Raw genomic sequence first — 6014 nt, forward strand, 5'->3', positions numbered from 1 at the left:
CCTTGGGGTCTTCGGAATCCGCCCGGGTGATACTTCACGGGCCGGGCGATCCTGATGGCGCTCTGTCCCCTCCGTTCATCCTCTGTACTGACCGATTACTGCAAACTGCGGGTACTTCCAACTTCCGGGTACTGCGACCTGCTGGTACTGCGAACTGCGTGGTAGTAACAACTACCCAGTACTGCTGTGGCGGTCCTTGCGGTCCGCCGGTTCCGGCAGCCAGCCCCGTTGCCCGTCCTGCTCAACTACTCGGCCTGGAACCCCACTGCCGGACTCCCAGCACGCGCGCCGGCAGCCTGGCGCCTTCACTGGGATACCGCGTACTGCGACTGCCGGTACTGCCTAACTCAACTTCACCTGTTGGTAATGCACTTACCCAACTGCGGTACCGCTTGGTCGGCGGCCCCTGATGCCTGCGGGCCGCCCGGCCCGGCCACCGGCCCTGTCGCCTTACTGCACCATCCCTGGCTTCAGGACCCTGCAACCGTTCCGACCTGCGAACTTCTGTCTGCTGCCCGCCAGTTCATGTCTGGCGGGTACCGCTTGACCTCGTCTACGAGAGAAACACTAACCATGGTGCGCGGCAATGTCTACTCCAGCAGGCATAGATTTTTCGATGCCTGTCGGGGAGATATTCTTCGCCCCGCACAGCGCGGGGCGGTCGGCCGCCGCAGCCGCGCCAGGACGGAGGACGCCGCGCCAAACGGCCAGGAGGACGAGTGAGCAGGAGGCGAGCGCTGGAAGTGCCGCAGACCGCGCGGCAGGTGCGCACCCCCGACCCGCATACCCAGGCGTCGCTGACGGCGGCCATCGCCGAAGCCGTCCGCGACCGGGACGAGCGGGTCCTTCGTCGACTGCTGGCCCGCTTCGCCGAGCAGGCCGCCATCACGGACCTGCCCGCCCTGCGCGATGCCATCGACACCACCGGGCAGCACGGCGACCGCCTGCCGGGGGCCCGATAGGCCGGGCCGGTCCGCCGCGCCCCTGCGGAGAGGCCGAGGTCATGGACACGGGTGAAGGCGGCCCGGATCAGGCGCTCAGGGACCACCACCGAGACCGGGCAGCGGGCCCACCAGGGGGCGGGGTGCGTCCTCTCACCGGGCCCGGGAGTGTGTCACCGATGTCCCGTTGGGTCGGCCCGGCGGGCGGTGTGCGCAGGGCGAGGACGGCGATGTCGTCGCGGCCGTCGCCGAGGTGGGCGTCGGCCAGGGTCCGGCACAGGTCTTCGAGGGACAGACCGGCGTGGGCGGCGGCGACCTGGGCGAGTGCGGTGAGGCCGGCGTCCAGGGGGCGGTGGGGGTGCTCGACCAGGCCGTCCGTGAAGAGCACGAGGGTGGCGTTGCCGGGCAGGGGGCGCTTGTGGTCGGGGCGGGGCACGTCGGGGTCGACGCCGAGGGGCAGGCCGGGGTCGGCGTGTAGGTAGCGGGTGGTGCCGTCGGGGCCGATCAGGAGCGGTGGCGGGTGTCCTGCGTTGCTCCAGTGGAGTGTCCAGCCGTTCTCGGTGGGTTCGATGCGGGCGAGGCAGGTAGTGGTGATCGGGTTGTCGGTGATCGCCTGGAAGGTGCGGTCGAGCTGTGTCAGGACGGCGCTGGGCGGGGTGCGGCGGTCGTAGAGGAGAGCGCGCAGCATGTTGCGGGTCTGGGCCATGGTGGCGGCGGACTTCAGGTCGTGTCCGGCGACGTCGCCGATGACCAGGGCGCAGGCGCCGTCGGGGAGCATCAGGGCGTCGTACCAGTCTCCGCCGACGTGGTCCGGGGTGGCGGCGGCCCGGTAGATCGCGGCGGCGGAGAAGGGCGCCACATCGGGCAGGCCGGGCAGGAGGAGGCGCTGGAAGTACTCGGCGTTGGCACGGACCTGCCGGTAGAGGCGGGCGTTCTCGATGGCGATCCCGGCCGACCTCGCCGCCCGAGTCGAGACGTCGCACGGAGTGCCGGTCCAACTGCCGATCAGCTGGTAGGTGACACCGGGCAGGCGCCGCCCAAATCGTCCACGACGGACACGGCAGTATGTACGGAGGGGCGGAGGCTCAACATCTCGGCCGACCGCCTCAACCTTCCGCTGAAGTAGAGGGTGGAGCAGCTCAGCCACGGCCAACCTTTCAGCCTTCGATAGGTTGGCGCCCAGCAAGCGTGGTGGTGAGTTCGACCGTGGCGAGGTACCACCAGAAGATCCAGTCGAGGAATGCCGGATCGTAGTCCGCCTGCTGGGAGGCGTCGCGGTGACGGATCTCGAACTTGTTCGCGATCACGAAGAGCGCGCCGTCGTCGGGCTTCCCGAGTTTGCTGCGGATGAGGTCGCGCCGCTCCTCGAGGACTCCGGCGAGTGCGATGACTGCGGAACGCTTCTCCTCGATGGATGCGCCGCAGCCGCGGTAGAGGGCGATGGCGTGCGCGGTGCGCTGCATGATGTCGGGGTCGGCGAGGGCCCGGTGGACGAGGTCAGCGCGCGCGTCGTCGGTGACTGCGACGAGTCGGCCCTGGTCCGGCGGCATCACCGGTTCGCCGCAGCCACACCTCTGCATACTTGAACGGCGCCCCCGCGACGGCACCCCCGGCGTTCCCCGATCCGGGGCCCCTCCCGCGCCAGCCGCCGACCGCCTACCGCCCACCACGGCAGCCCGTCCCACGTAGGGGAGGACGCCATGGCCGCACCACTGCCACCCGTCGGCCGGGCCGCGTAGTCCGGCTCCCTGTTCGGGCCGAGGTCGGCGGTCAAATGTACGACGACCATCTCGGGCGGCGCGTGGGTGCCGGGAGCACCGGGCAGGGCGATCGCGTACCGCAGTGCGGAAGCCATGGCGAACCTCCTCACCACCGAGCGTTCGGGCCCCTCCCGACCCACGGCGGGTGGCCCGACACTCCCATCGTATGAACAGCGCAGGCCGTCGCCCCAGCGGTCCGGCGCGGGCCCCGGCCGACGGGACTCCCGCCAGCCCTTGACACCGGGCAACTCAAGCTTTACGAGTGAGGAAGAGGGGGGTTGGCCCGGGAATCCGCTCGTGCGGGAGGAGGTCCCGCGATGGCTCGCTCCGTCGGTATCGATCTGGGCACCACGAACTCCGTCGTCTGTGTCCTGGAGGGCGGCGAGCCAACCGTCATCCCCAACGCGGAAGGGGCGCGCACCACCCCGTCAGTCGTGGCGTTCGCCAAGGGCGGCGACGTGCTGGTCGGCGAAGTCGCCAAACGCCAGGCCGTCACGAACGTGGACCGCACCGCCCGCTCCGTCAAGCGCCACATGGGCGACCCGCACTGGCGCTTCCCCGACACCGGCGACGTCGAGGGAAAGCGGTACACCGCGCAGGAGATCTCCGCCCGCGTACTGCAGAAGCTCAAGCGCGACGCCGAGGCCTACCTCGGCGAAGACGTCACCGACGCCGTCGTCACCGTCCCCGCCTACTTCAACGACTCCCAGCGCACTGCCACCAAGGAAGCCGGGGAGATCGCCGGCCTGAAGGTGCTGCGCATCGTCAACGAGCCGACCGCCGCGGCCCTCGCGTACGGGCTGGACAAGGAGAGTGACCAGACGATCCTGGTCTTCGACCTCGGCGGCGGCACCTTCGACGTCTCCCTGCTGGAGATCGGCGAGGGCGTGGTGGAGGTGAAGGCCACCAACGGCGACACCCGCCTCGGCGGCGACGACTGGGACCAGAAGATCGTCGACCACCTCGTCCAGCACTTCAAGAACGGCTACGGCATCGACCTGTCGAAGGACAAGATGGCCGCGCAGCGGCTGCGCGAGGCCGCCGAGAAGGCCAAGATCGAGCTGTCCTCGACGAGCGAGACGACGATCAACCTGCCCTACATCAGCGCCTCCGCCGAGGGCCCGCTGCACCTGGACGAGAAGCTCACCCGCGCCCAGTTCGAGCAGCTGACCGCCGACCTGCTGGAACGCTGCAAGACCCCGTTCCACCAGGCGGTGAAGGACGCCGGGATCAAGGTGTCCGACATCGACCACGTCATCCTCGTAGGCGGCTCGACCCGCATGCCCACCGTCACCGGCCTGGTGAAGGAGCTGACCGGCAAGGACCCGCACAAGGGCGTCAACCCGGACGAGGTCGTCGCCATCGGCGCCTCCCTGCAAGCCGGTGTCCTCAAGGGTGAGGTCAAGGACGTCCTGCTGCTCGACGTCACCCCGCTGTCCCTCGGTATCGAGACCAAGGGCGGCATCATGACCAAGCTGATCGAGCGCAACACCACGATCCCGACCAAGCGCTCCGAGATCTTCACCACCGCCGAGGACAACCAGCCGTCCGTGCAGATCCAGGTCTACCAGGGCGAGCGCGAGATCGCCGCGTACAACAAGAAGCTCGGCATGTTCGAGCTGACCGGCCTGCCGCCGGCCCCCCGCGGCCTGCCGCAGATCGAGGTCACCTTCGACATCGACGCCAACGGCATCATGCACGTCGCCGCCAAGGACCTCGGCACCGGACGGGAGCAGCGGATGACCGTCACCGGCGGCTCCTCCCTGCCCAAGCAGGACATCGAGCGCATGATGCGCGAGGCCGAGCAGCACGCCGAGGAGGACCGTCGCCGCAAGGAGGCCGCCGAGACCCGCAACCAGGCCGAACACCTCGTCTACTCCACCGAGAAACTCCTCCAGGACAACCCGGACAAGATCCCCTCAGACGTCACCTCCGAGGTGAACGAGGCCCTGGCGGACCTGAAGGACAAGCTCAAGGGCGAGGACAGCCCGGCCATCCGCACCTCGATGGAGCGCGCGGCCACCGTCGCACAGAAAATCGGCACCGCCCTCTACGCCCAGGCCGGCGGCCCGCAAGCCGCGGCCGGCACCGGCCCGACGCAGAGCGGCGATGAGGAGGACGTCGTTGATGCGGAGATCGTCGACGACCAGACCCCGAAACGAGAAACCGGATGAGCCAGCCCGCCAACCCGGGCCGGGACGACCGCCCGGGTGGCGTCATCCGTGACAGCGGCCACCCTCCAGCCACGACGACCCGGCCCCGTCCCGACCGGCCCGCCCACCGGGGCGCACCGTCAGCTCGCGGTGGCGGGCCGGTGGCCGTGGCTGAACAATGCGCCCCGCGGCGTGCGAGGGTCGGCTTTTCCAGGGCAGACGAGGAACCGTCCCGGTGGCTCGACGAAGCGGACGTGTCGCTGTGCGCCGTCGGACGCGTCGGGTTGCTCGGTGCCGCCGCTGTCCTACACGTGGAACGGGACGGTCGTGACGACCACCTTCGGCAGGGGGCGCAGTGCTCTCCGTAGCCTGGCCGCGAGCCGGTTGTGCAGGAGGCGGTGGCGCCAGTGCCGTACGACGATCTCCGGGAGGATGACGGTCAGGGTGAGGTCCGGGCGCTGGTGGTGCAGTGACTCGATGTAGTTGACCAGTGGTGCGACGATCGCGCGGTAGGGGGAGAGAACGATCTTCAACGGGAGGTGGTCGCCCCACAGGTTCCAGTACGCGCGGAAGCGTCGGGCCTCGTCCGCGCTGGGGCTGATGTGGAGCGCGAGGACTGGCTGCTGGAGCGAGGCGGCGTAGGCCAGCGCTCGCATGCCGGCCTGGTCCAGGGCGGCGATCGGCACGATCGACAGGGGGTGGATCTCCTCGGGAGTCTCTTCGATCTCCGCTTCGGCTGTGGTCTCGAACGGCGCTCCGGGCACGGCGCCCGCTGTCTGTGCGGTGCCTCGTGCTGTGCGCTCCTCCGAACTCGGAGGTGTGATGGTGCGGCTGGGGACTTCGACGGCATGGGGATGCAGGGCGATCGCCGCGCCGACCGTGTCGTAGTGGAGCCGGATTCGTGTCGTCACCAGGATGAACAGTCCCACCGTGAGTACGGCGAACCACGCGCCCTCGGTGAACTTCGTGACGCCGGCGGTGACGAAGACGACCGCCGAGAGCAGGGCGCCGGTGGCGTTGAAGGCCAGGCTCTTGCGCCAGTGGCGGTCGCGCAGGCGCCACCAGTGAAGCTTCGCCATCTTCGAACGTGCTGGTCGGAGGGGCTGGCGTGCGGGTCGTTGGCCGTGCTCGTGCTGGTGGTGGGCGGCAGTCTGAGGCCT

The 6014-nt window shown here is 69.5% G+C and carries 5 protein-coding genes and 1 pseudogene; 2 read left to right on the plus strand and 4 right to left on the minus strand.

Annotated features, from left to right (window positions below; genetic code table 11):
* The first annotated feature begins 719 nt into the window (after window positions 1-719).
* Window positions 720-962, plus strand: coding sequence for a hypothetical protein (locus ACIG5E_RS38870; RefSeq protein ID WP_396541947.1), 243 nt, complete (start codon window positions 720-722; stop codon window positions 960-962).
* 67 nt (window positions 963-1029) lie between these two features.
* Here ACIG5E_RS38870 and ACIG5E_RS38875 read toward each other — a convergent pair whose 3' ends face one another.
* The 3 genes and pseudogenes from ACIG5E_RS38875 to ACIG5E_RS38885 form a co-directional block, all read right to left on the minus strand.
* The gene (locus tag ACIG5E_RS38875) at window positions 1030-2088 is read right to left on the minus strand and encodes a PP2C family protein-serine/threonine phosphatase (protein WP_396541949.1); all 1059 of its coding nucleotides are present in this window, start codon (window positions 2086-2088) and stop codon (window positions 1030-1032) included.
* A gap of 10 nt (window positions 2089-2098) precedes the next feature.
* A pseudogene (locus tag ACIG5E_RS38880) lies at window positions 2099-2482 on the minus strand (hypothetical protein); the annotation flags it as partial.
* An 8-nt stretch (window positions 2483-2490) separates the two neighbouring features.
* Entirely contained in the window at window positions 2491-2796 is a 306-nt protein-coding gene (locus ACIG5E_RS38885) for a DUF6296 family protein (RefSeq protein WP_396541951.1), read from the minus strand.
* Window positions 2797-3018: 222 nt separating this feature from the next.
* Here ACIG5E_RS38885 and dnaK point away from each other — a divergent pair, with 222 nt between their 5' ends.
* Entirely contained in the window at window positions 3019-4875 is a 1857-nt protein-coding gene (gene dnaK, locus ACIG5E_RS38890; protein WP_396541952.1) for a molecular chaperone DnaK, read from the plus strand.
* A 284-nt stretch (window positions 4876-5159) separates the two neighbouring features.
* Here dnaK and ACIG5E_RS38895 read toward each other — a convergent pair whose 3' ends face one another.
* Window positions 5160-5933, minus strand: a complete 774-nt coding sequence (locus ACIG5E_RS38895; protein WP_396541953.1) for a hypothetical protein — start codon at window positions 5931-5933, stop codon at window positions 5160-5162.
* Between the last annotated feature and the right edge of the window lie 81 nt (window positions 5934-6014).

It is taken from the genome of Kitasatospora sp. NPDC053057 (assembly GCF_044546945.1).
Classification (GTDB): Bacteria; Actinomycetota; Actinomycetes; order Streptomycetales; family Streptomycetaceae; genus Kitasatospora.